The organism is Promicromonospora kroppenstedtii (genome assembly GCF_044389675.1).
GTDB lineage: Bacteria > Actinomycetota > Actinomycetes > Actinomycetales > Cellulomonadaceae > Promicromonospora > Promicromonospora kroppenstedtii.
The window spans coordinates 114,858-131,719 of record NZ_JBIRYI010000007.1; the positions used below are offsets into that span (position 1 = coordinate 114,858).

Genomic DNA, 16,862 nt, shown 5'->3' on the forward strand with positions numbered 1-16,862 from the left:
TCAGCGCAGCAGCGTACGGACCGCCCAGAGCCCCTCCGCCAGCTCCGTGAAGCTCGTCGACAGCGGCGACAGGCCCACCCTCAGGCCCTGCGGCGGACGGAAGTCCGGGATCACACCCCGCGCCCAGGCGTCCGCCACCACCCGCTTGAAGTCCGGGTGGTCGAGCATGACGTGGCTGCCCCGGCGCTCCGGGTCGCGCGGTGAGGCAACGCGCACGCCGGGCAGGTGCTCGTCCGCGATCTCGATCGCGAAGCCGGTCAGCGCGAGCGACTTCGCGCGCACGGCGGGCATGCCCGCCCGGTCGATCAGGGCGAGCATGTCCCGCATCGGCAGCATGCCGACGATCGGCGGCGTGCCGCTGATGAGCTGGCGGATGCCGGCCGCGGGCTCGTACTCGGGGCCCATCGCGAACGGGTCGGCGGCCCCCATCCAGCCCTGCACCGGCTGGCGCACCTCCCCCTGCAGGCCGGCGGCCAGGTAGGCGAAGGCCGGCGAGCCAGGCCCGCCGTTCAGGTACTTGTAGGTGCAGCCGACGGCGATGTCCACGCCGTCGGCGTCCAGGTCGAGCGGCACCGAGCCCGCCGAGTGGCACAGGTCCCACAGGACCAGGGCGCCGGCGTCGTGGACGACCCGCGTGATGGCGGGCAGGTCGGCGATATAGCCGGACTTGAAGGCGACGTGGCTGAGCAGCACGAGCGCGGTGTCCGGCCCGACGGCGGCCGCCACCTCCTCGGGCGTGACGCCGGCCTCGGCGTCGGGCGCGATCCAGCGGATCTCGAGGCCGCGCTCGGCCGCGATGCCCTGCAGCACGAACCGGTCCGTGGGGAAGTTCTCGGTGTCGGCGACGATCACGGTGCGGCCGGGCCGCGCGTCGACAGCAGCGCGGGCCAGCTTGTAGAGGAGCACGGTGGTGGAGTCGGCGACGACGGTCTGGCCAGGCGCCGCGCCCAGCGCGACCCGGCCCAGCTCGTCGCCGAGCTCGGTCGGCGCGTCCATCCAGCTCTCGTCCCAGGACCGGATCAGCCGCGCCGCCCAGGGCCCGTCGACGAACGACGCCAGCCGCTCGCGGGTCGCGGTCAGCGGCCGGCCCAGCGAGTTGCCGTCGAGGTAGGCGACCAGGCCCTCGCTCGGGACGAACAGGTCGCGGTAGGCGGCCAGCGGGTCGGCGGCGTCGAGGGCGGCGGCGCGCTCGCGCAGCACGGCGGGCAGGTCGGTGGGCGGGGTCGCGGGCTGCGGGGCGGACGGTGCGGTGTCGGTCACGGGGGCTCCAGGTCGATCGGTTCCGGCCCGAGCGTACGTCGTGCACGGGGCGGTCCGGCCGGAACCCTTGACGCCCCAGGGCGCGGCTCAGTAATGTCCGTGCCATCCGAACGCAAGAAGTCGACAAGACTGCGCGTTTTTACTTACAGAACCATGGCAAGTACGCACGGACAATCCTGGTGACGACACCCGTCGACGACGACGGGAGATCGGGGACGACGATGTTCCGCTCCACCTCGCGCCATGCCACCAGACCGGGGCTCGCACCCGGCCTGATGTCGGTACTCACCGCCGCCGCCCTGACCGCGGCGGTCCTCGTGCCGGCGCCGGCCAGCGCCGCGCCCGGCGTCCTGTCCACGGGCGCCGCCGCGGCGGCCAGCAGCGCCAACGCCCCCTACCTGGCCGACAACCTCACCGACGGGAACGCCGGCACGTACTGGGAGTCGACCAACGGCAGCCTGCCGCAGTGGGCCCAGGTCGACCTCGGCTCGGGCGCCACCGTCGAGGAGGTGGTGCTCAAGCTGCCCGCGTCGTGGGGGGCCCGCACACAGACCCTGTCGGTGCAGGCAGGTGCCGACGGCTCCACCTTCACCACCCTCGCCGCGAGCGCCCAGCGCCGGTTCGACCCGGCGTCGGGCAACACGGTGACGATCGACGTGCCGAACACCGAGGCCCGGTACGTGAGGGTCGCGATCACGGCGAACACGGGCTGGCCGGCGGGTCAGCTCTCGGAGCTGGAGGTGCGTGGCACCCGCGACGCCCCGGACCCGGAGGAGCCGGCTGACGGCACGGACCTCGCGGCGGGCCGCCCCGTGGCGGCGTCGTCGACGGAGTGGACGTACGTCGCGGCGAACGCCACCGACGGCGACACGGGCACCTACTGGGAGGGCGCGGGCGGGCAGTACCCGAGCACGCTCGCGGTGACGCTGGCGTCCGCGGCGGAGCTGAGCGCCGTCGTCGTGAAGCTGCCGCCCGCCACGGCCTGGGGGCCACGCACGCAGACCTTCGAGGTGCAGGGCCGCACGGGGTCGGGTGATGCGTGGGCGACGCTCGCGCCGTCGGCCGCGCGTGCCTTCTCCCCCGCGACGGGCAACACGGTGACCGTGCCGGTCACGGGTACCGCGCGGGAGGTGCGTCTCCGGTTCACGGCGAACACGGGCTCGGGCAACGGTCAGGTGGCAGAGCTGCAGGTGTTCGGCACGCCGGCGGCCAACCCCAACCTGACGGTCACGGGCGTCACGGCCACGCCGGCGTCGCCCACGGAGTCGGACGACGTGACCCTCTCCGCCGTCGTGAAGAACATCGGCACGCGGGCCTCGACTGCCACCGACGTCTCGTTCACGGTGGACGGCGACGAGGTGGCGACGGGCCAGGTGGGCGCGCTCGCCGCGGGCGCACAGGCGACGGTCACGGCCGACGTCGGCACGTTGACGGCCGGGTCGTACGAGATCGGCGCCGAGGCGGACCCGTCGGGTGCCGTGGCCGAGCAGTCCGAGAGCGACAACGGCTACACGCGGCCGGACCCGCTGGTGGTCACCGAGGTCGCCAGCTCGGACCTGGTCCCGACCGTGTCGTGGACGCCGTCCACCCCCGCCGCCGGCGAGGCGGTCACCTTCTCGGCGACCATCGCGAACCGCGGTTCGCTCGCGGCGTCGTCCGGCGCGCACGGTCTGACGGTCGTGCTGCGGAACGGTTCGGGCACGGTGGTGCGCACGCTGACCGGTTCGGTCTCCGGCGCCATCGCGCCCGGCGCCACCAGCCAGAGCGTGAACCTGGGCACGTGGACCGCGGCCGACGGCTCGTTCGACGTCACCGTGACGGCGGCCCCCGACCCGACCGAGGTCGCGGCCAAGCGGGCGAACAACGAGGTCACGCGGTCGCTGTTCGTCGGCCGCGGCGCCAACATGCCGTTCGACACCTACGAGGCGGAGGACGGCGCGTCCGGCGGCGGCGCGACCGCCGTCGGGCCCAACCGGGTGGTGGGCGACCTGGCGGGCGAGGCGTCCGGCCGCAAGGCGGTCACGCTGGGCCAGACCGGCGCGTACGTCGAGTGGACCACGCGGGCGCCCGCCAACTCCCTGGTGGTGCGCTTCTCCATGCCGGACGCCGCGGGCGGCGGCGGCACCACCGGCTCGCTCGGCGTCTACGTGGACGGGCAGTTCGTCAAGAACATCGACCTGACCTCGCGCTACGCGTGGCTGTACGGCAACGAGGCGAGCCCGGGCAACCAGCCCGGCCAGGGCGCCCCGCGGCACATCTACGACGAGGCCAACGCGCTGCTCGGGCGGAACGTCCCGGCGGGCTCGACGATCCGGCTGCAGAAGACGGCGAGCAACCCCGGCCCGTACACCGTCGACTTCGTGGATCTGGAGCAGGCGACGGCGCAGGCCAACCCCGACCCGGCCAGGTATGTCGAGCCCGCGGGCTTCACCCACCAGGACGTGCAGAACGCGCTCGACCGGTTCCGGATGGACACGACCGGCAACCTGGCCGGCGTCTACCTGCCGGCGGGCGACTACCAGACGGCGAGCAAGTTCCAGGTGTACGGCAAGGCCGTCGACATCGTGGGCGCCGGGCCGTGGTTCACGCGGTTCCACGCGCCGGCCGGCCAGGAGAACACGGACATCGGCTTCCGGGCCGAAGGGACGGCGAACGGCTCGACGTTCCGCGACTTCGCGTACTTCGGCAACTACACCTCGCGTATCGACGGCCCGGGCAAGGTCTTCGACTTCGCCAACGTGCGCGACATGACGATCGACAACATCTGGGTCGAGCACATGATCTGCATGTTCTGGGCGGCCAACATGGACGACTCGGAGATCAAGGACTCCCGCATCCGGAACACGTTCGCCGACGCGCTGAACATGACCAACGGCAGCGCGAACAACCACGTGCACGACAACCAGGCACGCGGAACCGGCGACGACTCGTTCGCCCTGTTCGCGGCGACCGACGCCGGCGGTAGCGGCCAGCGGGGCAACGTGTTCGAGAACCTGACGTCCACCAACACCTGGCGGGCGGCGGGCCTGGCCGTCTACGGCGGGCAGGACAACACGTTCCGCAACATCTACATCGCCGACACGCTCGTGTACTCGGGCGTGACCATCAGCTCGCTGGACTTCGGGTACCCGATGGAAGGCTTCGGCCCGGCGCCGACCGTCTTCGAGGGCATCTCCGTGGTGCGCTCCGGCGGGCACTTCTGGGGCGCGCAGGTGTTCCCGGCGGTGTGGCTGTTCTCGGCGTCCAAGACGTTCACCGCCATCCGGGTGAACGACCTGGACATCGTGGACCCGACGTACTCGGGGATCATGTTCCAGACCCAGTACGTCGGCGGGCAGCCGGTGAACCCGGTCCAGGACACGGTGTTCACGGACGTGTCGATCACCGGCGCCCAGCGCAGCGGTGACCAGTACGACGCGAAGTCCGGCTACGGCATCTGGGCCAACCCGCTGCCGGAGGCGGGGCAGGGCCCGGCGGTCGGGTCCGCGACGTTCAACGGGCTGACGTTCGGGAACAACTTCCGCGACATCGAGAACCCGACGTCGACGTTCACCATCAACCGCAACTGAGGTAGGAGGCGGTACCCGCTGGTCGGGCTCGTCGAGACCCGGGTCTCGACAAGCTCGGCCAGCGTTGAGCGGCCGAGCTCAGAGGCGCGTCGCCGCCCGGAGCCACGCGATCAGGTCGGACGCCGACTCCGGCACCGGCAGCGGGGCCGCGAGCACGGGCGCCGCGTCGAGCGGGCCGAGGACCGCCCGCCGTAGCGCCTCCCCGGTGAGCACCGTCCCGAGGAGCTCGACCTCCCGCTCGTTGACCCCGACCGGCGTCGGACCGTTGCCCATGTCCGTGCCGTACACGAGCCGCCCGCCCGCCGCGACGAACCGCCGCGCGTTGGCGAGCGCGAGCGTCAGACCGGCCGACCCGCCCGGCGCGTCGTGGATCGCGAGGGTCGAGATCCAGGTCATGTGCACTGCCCGGGCGATCACGCCGGCCGGCAGCTCCTCGGTCCACGGCACGTGCACCAGGGTGTCCGCGCCCGCGTCGATCGCGCGCTCCGCCTGGCCCGTGCCCTCCGCGTGCACAAGCACCGGCAGCCCCGCGGCATGCGCCGCATCCACGAGGGCCCGCAGGACGTCGTCGGGCAGCAGGGCCATGCCCGCGTGCAGGGCGACCTTGACGGCGAACCCGCCCGCCGCGACGACGTCGGCCACCGCCGCGACGGCCTGCTCCGGGGAGGCGACGTGCCGCACCGCGGCGTCCGGCGCCCACGAGCGCCCGCTCGGGTACCCGCCCGGCGCGGTGTGGAACGGCCCGGCATACCGGATCCGGACGCCCGACGGCGGCTCGGCCGCCCAGGCGGTCACCTCACGAGGGACCCAGCCCAGGTCGTGCACCTCGACCACCGGCCCGTCGGCAAGCACGCCCCGGTCGACCAGCCCCAGGTGCACGTGGTGGTCGACGACGCCGGGCAGCGTCGTGGCCCCGCCGTCAGACACCGAGCGGGCCGTCGATCTCGGTGCGGACCGAGATGAGCTCGGGGAAGAACGTCAGGTCCAGGGCCCGCTTGAGGAAGCCGACGCCGCTGGAGCCGCCCGTGCCGGTCTTGAAGCCGATGGTGCGCTGCACCGTGCGCAGGTGGCGGAACCGCCAGAGCTGGAACGCATCCTCGATGTCGACCAGGTCCTCGCACGCCTCGTACAGCTCCCAGTAGGCGTGCGGGTCCTCGTAGATCGTCTTGAACACGGCGATCAGCTCGGGATGCTCGGTCCAGGCCTGCGTGACGTCGCGGTCCAGGATCTCGGTCGGCACCGCGTGGCCGCGCCGGGCCAGCAGGCGCAGGAACGCGTCGTAGACCGTGGGCTCCTGGAGCAGCTGCGCGAGCTGCGCGTGGATCTCCGGCTTGTCCCGGAACACCTGGAGCATCCCGGCGTGCTTGTTGCCGAGCAGGAACTCCACGGCGCGGTACTGGTGGGACTGGAAGCCCGAGGACTGCCCCAGCGAGCCCCGGAACTCCGCGTACTCGCTCGGAGTCAGGGTGGCCAGGACGGACCACTGCTCGGTGATGGTGCGCTGGATGTGCTTGACGCGGGCCAGGCCCTTGAGGGCCCGGGGCAGGTCGTCGCTGTCGAGGAACCGCCGCACGCCGCGCAGCTCGTGCACCACCAGCTTGAGCCACAGCTCCGTGGTCTGGTGCTGGATGATGAACAGCAGCTCGTCGTGGTGCGGTGGGTCGCTCACCGGGTGCTGCGCCGAGAGGAGCGCGTCGAGCCCCAGGTAGGAGCCGTAGTCCATCTCGTCGCGGAAGTCCGTGCGGATGGAGGCCTCGATGGGCCGGGTGTTGCCGCTCATGGGGCGAGCGTAACCCCGCCCGCTCAGGCGGCCTGTGCCTCGTCCCGGTTGGGGTTCTCGAACGCCTCCGCCATCAGCGCGATCTCCTCCGGCGGCAGCGACATGTCACGCGCGATCCGCGACCAGCCCGACGTCGCCGCGGCGACCTCGCCGAGCACCCGACGGGCGTCGTCCTGCCGCAGGCCGTAGGAGTCCGCGGTGGCGAGCAGCACCCGCACGTCCCGGTCGATGCGAGTGCCGCCCGGACGCAGCGGCGTGGACTCGACGACGGCGAACGGGTTGGGGTTCACGTCGAACAGCGGGGACAGCGACCAGCCGTCCGCGCGGCGGAGGAAACCGTGGTTCTTCATGTGGTCGTCCACGTTGCGCACGAGCAGGGTGAACGCGACGCGGCGGAACAGGTCGTGCCCGTCGGTGGCCGGCCGGCCCGAGTGGTCCGCCAGCGTCTCGGCGAGCGTGCGATAGTCGATGACCTCGAAGAACGCCTTCTGCGTGAGGCTGTCCGCGGACAGGAAGCCGATGCGGCCGCCGTCCGGCCGCCGGTCGAAGCGGCGGGTCAGCAGGATGGAACGGGACGGGCCGATGCGGTGCAGCCGCGCGACGGGCACCTCGATGCCGGCGTCCGAGGCCAGGCGCAGCGTCAGGTACTCCCACGCCTGGACGTCCCACCGGTCGCCGCTCTCGGGCAGCTTGGCCATCCACAGGTCGCCCTCGGCGTCCTTCACCGTCACCTTGGGGCGGGCGCCGCCCATCGAGGTTCCCGCAGCGACCAGGAGCCGCACGTCGTGGTCGGTCTCCCGGTGCTGCGCGACGGCGTCCGCGGCGTCGGTCAGCGACGGCAGGTCCACCAGGTCGGGGACCTCGGCGCGCGGCGGCCCCATGAACGACTTGCCCTCGTCGAGCGAGAAGCGCAGTGCGCCCAGCCGGGTCTCGTCCTGCACGCCGAGCAGGAAGTCCACCTCGGTCAGCGTCATGAAGCCGCGTCCCTCGGCACGGGCCGCACGTCGCTCCGCGTTGAACAGCAGCGTGCGACCCCACTGGTCGGGCTGGCAGTCGGCCAGGACGCCGAACAGGGGCCGGTCGCTGCCCGACGGGATGTTCCCCGGCGTCAGCGGCAGCTCGGGGCACAGGGCGTACGCCCGTTGGTCGCGCAGGTACGCGGCGTCGTAACGGAACGTGCAGCCCACGAGGGCGCCGCCGCGGTTGAGATGCATGTCGAGGTCACCTGCGCGGACCTGACCCCCGCCGGGAAGCTCGACCTCGACACGAATCGACAACGGCGCTCACCTTCTCTTCTCGTTCAGCTGGGGACCCTGACTCGCTGCGGCAGGGCTCGTTCCGCGTGGAACCGGCCCATCTCGGTGGTCAGCGGGTCGCTCGCGCCGACGACGGCGTCGGCCATGCCGAGCACCCGCAGCACCGCGAACGTGTTCTCGAGACTGACCGTCCCCGTGCCGGTCTCGATGGCCCGCAGCGTGGTGCGGGTGATGCCCGCACGGTCCGCGACGAGCTGGGCCGTGAGGCCGTGGATCTTGCGCCAGGCACGCACGTGGTCGCCGAGCGACGTGAGATCGCGCTGGGTACGGAGGGATGTTCTGGCCATGACCGCTCCTTTCGGTTACCAGGCTAACCGACGGGCCTGGTAACGGTCACTGTGGTAGCCACTATTTCGTGGTGCGGAATCGCGCGGCGGGCAGGACGGCGTGTCGGGCCCGGGGACCCACGGCGCGCGCCGGATCGCGGGAAAACAGGAGGGCCGCCCCACACGGTGTGGGGCGGCCCTCCTGGTGCTGCGTTCAGCGGCGCATCATGGCTGCTGGTTGTTGACCGTGGCCGTCTCCAGGGCACCGACGGAGAGGTCGTGCTTCTCCAGGATCTCGGCGTAGGTGCCGTCGTCGATGATGCTCTGGAGCGCGGCCTGGTAGGCCCGCACCATCTCGACGTCGCCCTTCTGGAACACGAAGCCCAGCGGCGACGGGTTGATGACCTCGGAGTTCGCGACCTCGAAGATGTCGCCGGAGCCGACCTGCTTGGCGTTGTAGGCGCCGGTGGACCACTGGGTGAGCTCCGCGTCCGCCTTGCCTGCCTGGACCTGCGCGAGCGCGTCGGCGTCCGTGTCGAACCCGATCACGTTGACCGGCTTGGCCCGGCACTCCTTCTGGTTCAGCGCGCTGAGCGCCTCGGCCTGGGTCGAACCCGTGAGCACGGCGACCGTGCGACCGCAGAGGTCCTTGAGCTCCTTGATGCCCTCCGGGTTGCCGGCCGGGACCATGATCGCGTCGCTGTCGTTGTAGTAGTCGACGAAGTCGTAGTCGACCTGGCGCTCGGTCGTGTCCGACATCGCGGCGGCCAGGACGTCGACGTTGCTCGCGTACAGCTCGCCCAGCAGCGAGTCGAACGGCATGTCCACAAAGTTGTACTTCAGACCCAGCCGCTTCGACGCGGCGTCGAACAGGTCGATCTCGAAGCCGACGATGCGGCCGGCCTCGTTCGTGTACTCGAAGGGCGGGTAGCCCGACTCCGTACCGACGGCGATGCGCGCCGAGTTGGCCCGCAGCTCACCTGGCAGCATCGCCTGCAGCTCCGGGTGCACCTCGATCGCCTGGGCGCTGCCCTCCGCCGACTCGGCGGAGTCGGTCGCGCAGCCGGTCAGCAGGCCGCCGAGCGCGGTCAGCACCGCGATCGAGCCGATGACCGCGCGTGCGCGGCGTCCACGCACGCGATGTCCGAGTGCCATGCGGTGTCCTCCACGAAACGACATGATGAGCGGGTTACGCGGGTGGAGCCTATACGGTCCGGGTCATTTGCTGTGAATTCGAGTTTCACCTACGCCCACGGCAACGACCCCGGCGTCACGAGCGTGTGCCGACCTTAGCGGCAGCCCCCACGTCCGCCAGAATCACCGCGTCGATGAGGCCGCGGGCCCACTGGAGCACCTCGGTGCCGCGCAGCGGGCGCCCGCCGATCCGGGCGGTCGACGGGAACGGCACGAGGAACGCGCGGATCGCCGGCTTGAGGATGGTGCCCGGGTAGAGCCGCTTGAGACGCAGCTGCGCCGACTCCGGCAGGTTGACCGGCGCGAACCGGATGTACTTGCCCTGGGCCGTGACGTCGGTGAGCCCGGCCTTGCGCACGTGGTTGCGGAAGTCGGCGACGTCGAACAGCGCGTCCGCGACCTCGGGCAGCGCGCCGTAGCGGTCGGTGAGCTCCGCACGGACCTCCGCGAGCGCCGCGGCGTCCTGCGCGGTGGCGATCTTCTTGTAGGCCTCGAGCCGGAGCCGCTCGGTGGCGATGTACGCCTCCGGCAGGTGGGCGTCGACGGGCAGCTCGATGGTGACCTCGGGCGCCTCCTCCTCCGCGTCGCCGCGGAAGGCGGACACGGCCTCGCCGACCATGCGCACGTAGAGGTCGAACCCGACGCCGGCGATGTGGCCGGACTGCTCGCCGCCGAGCAGGTTGCCCGCGCCGCGGATCTCGAGGTCCTTCATGGCGATCTGCATGCCGGCACCGAGGTCGGTGTGGGCGGCCATGGTGGCGAGCCGGTCGTGCGCGGTCTCGGTGAGCGGCTTCTCGGGCGGGTACAGGAAGTAGGCGTAGGCGCGCTCGCGACCGCGGCCCACGCGGCCGCGGAGCTGGTGGAGCTGGGACAGGCCCAGCATGTCGGAGCGTTCCAGGATCAGGGTGTTGGCGTTGGAGATGTCCAGGCCGGTCTCGATGATCGTGGTGCAGACCAGCACGTCGAGCTCCTTCTCCCAGAAGGCGCGGATGACCTGGTCGAGCTGGTGCTCGCTCATCTTGCCGTGGGCCACGCCGATGCGGGCCTCGGGCACGAGCTCGCTCAGCCGGGACGCGGCGCGCTGGATCGTCTCCACCTTGTTGTGCACGTAGAAGACCTGGCCCTCGCGCAGCAGCTCGCGCCGCAGGGCGGCCGCGATCTGCTTCTCCTCGTAGGCGCCCACGTAGGTGAGCACGGGGTGCCGCTCCTCCGGCGGGGTGGCCAGCGTGGACATCTCGCGGATGCCGGTCACGGCCATCTCCAGCGTGCGCGGGATCGGGGTGGCGGACATCGCCAGCACGTCGACGTTGGTGCGCAGCTGCTTGAGCGTCTCCTTGTGCTCGACGCCGAACCGCTGCTCCTCGTCGATCACGACGAGGCCCAGGTCCTTGAACGCGACGGACCCGGTGATGAGGCGGTGCGTGCCGATCACGATGTCGACGCTGCCGTCCTTGAGGCCGGCGAGCGTCTCCTCGGACTCCTTGGCCGACTGGAACCGGCTCAGCGCCCGCACGTTCACGGGGAATCCCGTGTAGCGCTCGGAGAAGGTCTCGTAGTGCTGCTGCACCAGGAGCGTGGTGGGCACCAGGACAGCGACCTGCTTGCCGTCCTGCACCGCCTTGAAGGCCGCCCGGATGGCGATCTCGGTCTTGCCGTAGCCGACGTCGCCGCAGACCAGACGGTCCATCGGCACGGACTTCTCCATGTCGGCCTTGACCTCGTCGATGGTGGCGAGCTGGTCGGGCGTCTCGACGTACGCGAAGGCGTCCTCCAGCTCGCGCTGCCACGGGGTGTCCGGGCCGTAGGCGTGGCCCTGCGTGGCCATGCGCGCGCTGTACAGCCGGATCAGCTCGCTCGCGATCTCACGCACGTGCTTGCGCGCCTTGGCCTTGGTGTTCTTCCAGTCGGCGCCGCCCATCTTGGACAGCGACGGCGCCTCCCCGCCCGTGTACTTGGTGACCTGGTCGAGCTGGTCGGTGGGCACGAACAGCCGGTCGCCGGGCTGGCCCCGCTTGCTGCTCGCGTACTCGATCACGAGGTACTCGCGCGTGGCCCGGTTGCCCCCGGTGCCCATGGTGCGCTGCGCCATCTCGACGAACCGGCCCACGCCGTGCTGCTCGTGCACCACGAAGTCGCCGGCCTTGAGCTGGAGGGGGTCGACGACGTTGCGGCGCCGGCTGGGCATGCGGCGCATGTCGCGCGTGCCGGAGCCGGCGCGCCCGGTGAGGTCCTGCTCGGAGAAGACGGCGAGCTGCAGCTCAGGGGCCACGAAGCCCTTGCCGGCGCCGCCCGCGAGCACGTGCACGACGCCGGGCTCGGGCTCCTCCTCCAGCGACACCGCGAGCCGGGCCGCGGTGCCCGCCGCCGAGAGCTGCTCGGTCATGCGCTTGGCCGGGCCGTGGCCCTCGGTGGTCAGCACCAGCCGCCAGCTCGCGACCTGCAGACCGTGCACGTCGTCCAGCGCCCGGGCCAGGTCGCCGCGGTAGGACTCGACGTCCCGCGCGCTGATCGTGAACACGGTCTCGGACCCGTCTCCACCCGGCGAGTCGGCGTCGGCCAGCTCCGTGTCCTGCGTGAAGGCCGAGAGCGTCCACCAGCCCAGCCCGCGCCGGGCTGCGATCTCGCGCACCTCGGCGAAGGTCTCGAAGGACGCGGCGGACAGGTCGATCGGCGCTGCTCCGCCGGCCACCGCACCGGTCCAGGCGGCGGCGAGGAACTCCTCGGTCGTCGCCACGAGGTCGTGCGCACGCCGGCGCACGCGCTCGGGCTCGTTGACCACGAGCAGCGCGTCCTCGGGTACCAGCTCGAGCACCGGGACCATGTGGTCCACCAGCACCGGGGCGAGGGACTCCATACCCTCGACGGCGACGCCTGCGGCGAGCTTGTCGAGCATCTCGACCGCGCCGGGCAGGCTGGGCACCAGGTCGGCCGCGCGCTGCCGGACGGCGTCGTCGAGCAGGATCTCGCGGCACGGCGGGGCCCAGACGCCGCGCTCCGCGATCTCCAGGCTGCGCTGGTCGGCCACGGCGAACCAGCGGATCTCGGTGACCTCGTCGCCCCAGAACTCGCAGCGCAGGGGATGGTCCTCCGTGGGCGGGAAGACGTCCAGGATGCCGCCGCGCACCGCGAACTCGCCGCGCCGCTCGACCATGTCCACGCGCGTGTAGGCGGCGGCGGTGAGGCGCTCGGCGACGTCGGTCAGGTCGGCCGTGGTGCCGGAGTCGAGCTGCACGGGTTCCAGCTCCCCCAGGCCCGCCACGACCGGCTGCAGCAGGGCGCGCACCGGCATCACCAGGATGCGGATCTCGCCGGCCTGGCCGTGGCCCTCGGCCGGGTGCGCCAGTCGGCGGAACACCGCCAGGCGCTTGGCCACGGTGTCCGCGCGCGGGCTGAGCCGCTCGTGCGGCAGGGTCTCCCACGACGGCAGCACGGCGACGTCGTCGGACCGCTCCTCGGGGAGGTAGCCACGCAGGCTCGCCGCCAGGTCGTCGGCCTCCCGGCCCGTCGCGGTCACGACCACGAGGGGCCGCCGCTCGGCCGCCGCGACGAGCAGCGGCGGGCGCACCCCCACCGGGCCCACCACGTCCGCGAACCCGCGGGCGCGCACGTGCTCCACGGCGGCGGAAGCGCCGGGATCGCGCAGAAGTGTGGGGAGGAGGCCGGTGAGGTTCATAGATCTGTTCCTTCGAGGGCGCACGACGACGGGCCCTTCACGGGCATGACCCGGGTAGGGGTCATGTGGTGAGGGGCTGGTCCCAGGCTACTCCTGGGCACTGACACCACGCCCTTGCGGTGCCTTCCGTCCCGCTCTGTCCTACGATGACCGGCGATGTTCACCCCCTCTGGCTCCCCGCGGCACGGCACACCCGCCCCGGGACGAGCCGCCGTCGCGTACCGTTCCGCTCTCCGGCTCGACTGGCCCGACGCCGCCCGTGGCCTCGCCATCGGACTGGTGGTGCTCTACCACGCGACCAACTGGACGTGGTCCACGGGCTACGAGGTGAGCGTGCTGCGCGAGGTCAACGAGACCCTGCGCAGCCTGCGCATGCCGCTCTTCTTCGCGGTGGCGGGCATGTTCGCCGGCAAGTGGACGGCGGTGCCGTGGACCACGCTGGCCCGCGGCAAGCTGCTGCACTTCGCGTGGGTGTTCGTGCTGTGGGAGCCCATCTCCCTGGTGGTCCGCCTGGTCACGGGCTACTACCAGGTGGCCGACGCCGACTGGGGCACCCTCGCCGACCAGCTCGCCTGGTCGCTGCTGGTCCCCCGCTCGGAGCTGTGGTTCCTCTGGACGCTGGCCGCGTTCTTCGTGGCCGCGCGGGCGCTGCGCCGGGTGCCCGTGCCGCTGCAGCTCCTGGCGGCGGCCGCGGTGAGCGGCTGGGCGCTGGCGGGCTGGGAGCCGGAGAGCATCGCGTGGCGCGGCACGGCGCAGTTCGCGCTGTTCTTCCTGGGCGGCCTGCACCTGCGGTCGCTGCTCGAACGGTTCGCCGAGCGCATGACGTGGTACTGGGCGCTGGGCGCCATGGCCCTCTGGCTCACGGTCCAGGTCGCGGTGCGGCAGCTCGGCCTGGCCGACGTGCCCGGCTGCTACCTTCTGGCCAACCTCGCCGGCGTACCTGCCGGGGTGGCCGTGAGCGTGCTGGTCTCGCGCGTGCCGGGTGCGCTCGGGCTGCGCTGGCTGGGCGCGCGCACGCTGCCGGTCTTCGTCACGCACACGTCCGTGGTGCTCGCGCTGCTCTACCTGCTGTACAGCAACGGGATCTGGATCCCCGCGCCGCAGTCGCAGTGGCTGCCGGTGGCGCTCTGCGCGACGGCGATCGGCGCCGGCCTGGGCCTGGGCGCGCTGGCGCCGCGGGTCGGCGCGCGCTGGCTGTTCGCCCCGCCCAGCTGGTTCGCACCGCGGACTCGGCAGTTGGCATCGAGATCGGCTCAGGGCTGAGCCGATCTCGATGCCAACTGCCGACCGCTCAGCGAAACCGCCTCACCCGGGTGAACAACGTAGTTCACCCCTGTTCGACAAGCCGTCGGCCCGGGCCTCCGCCGTAGCCTGAGCGACATGTCAGGGCTCCTCCGCGCCGCCCCGGGAGAGACCGGCACGCAGGCCGGATCTCCGTCCGCCGACCGACCCAGCACGCGATCAGCCGGCGGTCCGGGCACGCGATCGGGCGGCCGGTCCGACGCCGCCCGCCGCCGCGCGGGACGGGTGTCGTCCACCGTCGTGACGCTCGGCGTCGTCAGCTTCCTGACCGATGTCTCCTCCGAGGCCGTCACCGCGATCCTGCCGCTGTACGTCACCGCGGCGCTCGGCCTCTCGGTGGTCGCGTACGGCGTCGTCGACGGGCTGGTGCAGGGCGCCGGAGCACTGGTCCGGGTGGCCGGCGGCTGGGCCTCCGACCGGACCGACCGGCCCAAGTGGGTCGCCGCCGTCGGCTACGGACTCTCCGCACTGACGCGGGTGGGCCTGCTGTTCGCCGCCGGGCTGCCGGCGATCGCGAGCCTCGTGGTGACGGACCGGGTCGGCAAGGGCGTGCGGACGGCGCCGCGCGACGCGCTGATCGCGGCGTCCGCCAACCCGCGCAACCTCGGCCGGTCCTTCGGGGTGCACCGGGCGCTGGACACCGCGGGGGCCGCGCTGGGCCCGCTGCTTGCGTTCGTGGTGCTCTGGGCCATCCCGGACGGCTACACGACCGTCTTCGTGATCTCGCTCGGCGCCGCCGTGCTCGGTGTGGGCGCCCTCGTGTTCCTGGTCCCGGACCTGCGGCCCCGGCAGGCCGCCTGGCTGCGCACCCACCGCAGCCGCGAGTCGCGCGGGCTGCCGAAGTGCAAGGGCTGCACGTGCGAGGCGCCCGGCGGCCTGCAGCTCACCGGACGGCCGTTCTCGTGGGGCTTCCTGCGCCGGGGCGCCACGGTGCGGATCCTCGTCGTGGCCGGGCTGCTGGGCCTGCTGACGGTCGGCGACGGGTTCGTCTACCTCGCGCTGCAGGACCGCGACGGGTTCGCCACGCAGTGGTTCCCGCTGCTGTACGTGGGCACGAACGCCGTGTACATGCTGCTCGCCGCGCCCGTGGGCCGGTTCGCCGACCGGTTCGGCCGGGCGCGCGTGCTGGTCTGGGGGCACGTGCTGCTCGCCGCCGCGTACGCCTGCGCGGCCGCCCCGTTCGCGGGCGCGACGACGACGGTGGTGGCCCTGGTCCTGCTCGGCGCCTTCTACGCCGCGACCGACGGCGTGCTCTCCGCGCTGACCAGCGCGCTCGTGCCCGCCGACGTACGGGGCACCGCGATCGGCACCGCGCAGACGGTCACCGCCGTGGCGCGGATGGCGGCCTCGGCCGGGTTCGGCGTGCTCTGGTACGCGGCCGGCCGGGTCGACGCCCTGTGGATCGCCACGGCGGCGCTCGTGGTCGCCGTCCCGGTCTGCGCCTTCCTGCTGCGGAGGTCGCCCGCATGAGCGCACCGCCCACCCACCGCCGCCGGACGGCGTTCGCCGTGCTCACCGTCGTGGTCCTGGCCGCCACCGGCTGGTTCGTCACCACCGAGGTGCTGCGCGCCCGGGCCGAGCAGGCCGCCCCGAGCGCGGTCGAGCAGGCGGAGGGCGTGCTCGCCGGACCGCACGTGCTGTTCCGCGGCACCGCGCCCGGCGACCTGTACGGCCGGGTGTCCGCCGTCGCCCTGGACGACCTGTCGGGCCCCCGCGAGGTGACGCCCGTCGTCTGCGACCGGGTGGACTCCGACGGCGACACGACCGTCTGCCTGCACACCCGCCGCGGCGTCGTCACCACCTACGAGGCCGAGGTGCTCGACGGCGCCTGGCAGACCACCGCGAGCTGGCCCCTGCCAGGCATCCCGAGCCGCACCCGGCTCTCGCCGGACGGCCTGGTGGCCACCACCGCGTTCGTCTCGGGCCACTCCTACGCGTCCACGGGCTTCTCCACCGAGACCACGGTGCACCGCGCCGACGGCTCGGACATGTCCGGCAACCTCGAGGACTTCACGCTGGTGGTCGACGGCGAGCGGATCGCCCCCGTGGACCGGAACGTGTGGGGTGTGACCTTCGCGGACGAGCGGACCTTCTACGCCACGGTCCAGTCGCAGTCGCTGGGCCGCACCTGGCTCGTGCGGGGCGACCTCGCAGACCGCACGCTGGTGACGCTGCTCGACGGCGTGGAGTGCCCCTCCCTGTCGCCGGACGGGACCCGGCTGGCCTTCAAGCACGACGCCCGCGAGCCCGGTACGGCCACGCCGCACTGGACCCCGGCGGTGCTCGACCTCGACACGATGGCGATCACCGTGCTCGACACCGAGGAGCGGAACGTCGACGACCAGATCACCTGGCTCGACGACACCACGCTTCTCTACGGGCTGCCCCGCGCCGACGAGCCGGGCACCACCGACGTCTGGGCCCTGCCCGCGGACGGCGCGACCGATCCGGTGGTCGCCATCCCGCAGGCCTGGTCCCCGAGCGTGGTCAGGGGATGACACC

At 72.5% G+C, this 16,862-nt stretch carries 11 protein-coding genes; 4 read left to right on the forward strand and 7 right to left on the reverse strand.

Going from position 1 to position 16,862, the window contains the following annotated elements; all coding sequences use genetic code 11:
* On the reverse strand, positions 1-1,260 hold the full coding sequence (locus ACH47X_RS12805; RefSeq protein WP_397404796.1) for a kynureninase: 1,260 nt from the start codon (positions 1,258-1,260) through the stop codon (positions 1-3).
* Positions 1,261-1,439: 179 nt separating this feature from the next.
* Here ACH47X_RS12805 and ACH47X_RS12810 point away from each other — a divergent pair, with 179 nt between their 5' ends.
* Positions 1,440-4,829 carry a discoidin domain-containing protein gene (locus tag ACH47X_RS12810; RefSeq protein ID WP_397404798.1) on the forward strand — a complete coding sequence of 1,130 codons (3,390 nt, stop codon included), beginning with the start codon at positions 1,440-1,442 and terminating at the stop codon, positions 4,827-4,829.
* 78 nt (positions 4,830-4,907) lie between these two features.
* Here the strand turns inward: ACH47X_RS12810 and ACH47X_RS12815 are convergent, their stop codons facing one another.
* The 6 genes from ACH47X_RS12815 to mfd all read right to left on the reverse strand — a co-directional run bounded on the left by ACH47X_RS12815 (position 4,908) and on the right by mfd (position 13,058).
* Positions 4,908-5,756 carry an amidohydrolase family protein gene (locus ACH47X_RS12815; protein WP_397404800.1) on the reverse strand — a complete coding sequence of 283 codons (849 nt, stop codon included), beginning with the start codon at positions 5,754-5,756 and terminating at the stop codon, positions 4,908-4,910.
* Positions 5,749-6,609 carry a tryptophan 2,3-dioxygenase gene (gene kynA / locus ACH47X_RS12820; RefSeq protein ID WP_036965102.1) on the reverse strand — a complete coding sequence of 287 codons (861 nt, stop codon included), beginning with the start codon at positions 6,607-6,609 and terminating at the stop codon, positions 5,749-5,751. Before kynA ends, ACH47X_RS12815 begins: the two co-directional genes overlap by 8 nt.
* A gap of 23 nt (positions 6,610-6,632) precedes the next feature.
* The gene (locus ACH47X_RS12825; RefSeq protein WP_051433095.1) at positions 6,633-7,823 is read right to left on the reverse strand and encodes a HipA domain-containing protein; all 1,191 of its coding nucleotides are present in this window, start codon (positions 7,821-7,823) and stop codon (positions 6,633-6,635) included.
* An 86-nt stretch (positions 7,824-7,909) separates the two neighbouring features.
* Positions 7,910-8,212, reverse strand: a complete 303-nt coding sequence (locus tag ACH47X_RS12830) for a helix-turn-helix transcriptional regulator (RefSeq protein WP_026365986.1) — start codon at positions 8,210-8,212, stop codon at positions 7,910-7,912.
* A 204-nt stretch (positions 8,213-8,416) separates the two neighbouring features.
* Complete coding sequence (locus ACH47X_RS12835; protein WP_397404805.1) at positions 8,417-9,346, reverse strand: ABC transporter substrate-binding protein; 930 nt, start codon at positions 9,344-9,346, stop codon at positions 8,417-8,419.
* Positions 9,347-9,461: 115 nt separating this feature from the next.
* Complete coding sequence (mfd, locus tag ACH47X_RS12840; protein WP_397404807.1) at positions 9,462-13,058, reverse strand: transcription-repair coupling factor; 3,597 nt, start codon at positions 13,056-13,058, stop codon at positions 9,462-9,464.
* A 156-nt stretch (positions 13,059-13,214) separates the two neighbouring features.
* Here mfd and ACH47X_RS12845 point away from each other — a divergent pair, with 156 nt between their 5' ends.
* The 3 genes from ACH47X_RS12845 (at position 13,215) to ACH47X_RS12855 (ending at position 16,858) form a co-directional block, all read left to right on the forward strand.
* Positions 13,215-14,321, forward strand: a complete 1,107-nt coding sequence (locus ACH47X_RS12845) for an acyltransferase family protein (RefSeq protein WP_397404809.1) — start codon at positions 13,215-13,217, stop codon at positions 14,319-14,321.
* Between the two features lie 279 nt (positions 14,322-14,600).
* Entirely contained in the window at positions 14,601-15,830 is a 1,230-nt protein-coding gene (locus ACH47X_RS12850) for an MFS transporter (protein WP_397405137.1), read from the forward strand.
* On the forward strand, positions 15,827-16,858 hold the full coding sequence (locus ACH47X_RS12855) for a hypothetical protein (RefSeq protein ID WP_397404811.1): 1,032 nt from the start codon (positions 15,827-15,829) through the stop codon (positions 16,856-16,858). The genes ACH47X_RS12850 and ACH47X_RS12855 overlap by 4 nt, the downstream gene beginning before the upstream one ends.
* Positions 16,859-16,862 lie beyond the last annotated feature (4 nt).

What these genes read in the sequence shown, in the direction of transcription:
- kynA (WP_036965102.1), bottom strand. Translation starts at nt 6,609, where the DNA reads ATGAGCGGCAACACCCGGCCCATCGAGGCCTCCATCCGCACGGACTTC.
- ACH47X_RS12825 (WP_051433095.1), bottom strand. Translation starts at nt 7,823, where the DNA reads ATGCATCTCAACCGCGGCGGCGCCCTCGTGGGCTGCACGTTCCGTTAC.
- ACH47X_RS12830 (WP_026365986.1), bottom strand. Translation starts at nt 8,212, where the DNA reads ATGGCCAGAACATCCCTCCGTACCCAGCGCGATCTCACGTCGCTCGGC.
- ACH47X_RS12835 (WP_397404805.1), bottom strand. Translation starts at nt 9,346, where the DNA reads ATGGCACTCGGACATCGCGTGCGTGGACGCCGCGCACGCGCGGTCATC.
- mfd (WP_397404807.1), bottom strand. Translation starts at nt 13,058, where the DNA reads ATGAACCTCACCGGCCTCCTCCCCACACTTCTGCGCGATCCCGGCGCT.
- ACH47X_RS12845 (WP_397404809.1), top strand. Translation starts at nt 13,215, where the DNA reads ATGTTCACCCCCTCTGGCTCCCCGCGGCACGGCACACCCGCCCCGGGA.
- ACH47X_RS12855 (WP_397404811.1), top strand. Translation starts at nt 15,827, where the DNA reads ATGAGCGCACCGCCCACCCACCGCCGCCGGACGGCGTTCGCCGTGCTC.